This is a genomic window from Pseudomonas sp. MD330_10 (assembly GCF_042610415.1).
In the GTDB taxonomy this organism is placed as follows: domain Bacteria; phylum Pseudomonadota; class Gammaproteobacteria; order Pseudomonadales; family Pseudomonadaceae; genus Aquipseudomonas; species Aquipseudomonas rhodesiae.
On sequence record NZ_JBHGZU010000191.1, the window covers coordinates 1 to 231 of the forward strand.

1 protein-coding gene is annotated in these 231 nt (G+C 60.2%); it reads right to left on the reverse strand.

All coding sequences use genetic code 11. From position 1 onward, the window contains the following. Window positions 1-231, reverse strand: a 231-nt coding sequence (locus ACFZPT_RS27155; protein ID WP_379559195.1) for a hypothetical protein, incomplete at both ends; no start/stop codon positions are given.

Below are 231 nucleotides of genomic sequence, written 5' to 3' on the forward strand. Positions count from 1 at the left end.
GCCGGTCGATCATCACTTCGTTTACGTGCTCGTACAGCGGATTATCGCTGATGGGCGACAGCGTTAGCGGCCAGATTCCGCTGCTACACAGCGCTTGGTAGCTCACTGGCAGCAGCGCCCTGAATTCCTCGGTGCTGGCGGGGTGTTCGTACTGCTGGTGGAGGCGTCTGTCCAGCAGCGCCAATGTATCAAATGACTCGACGCCCCGCGCTGGAGTGAACAGCAGCACCT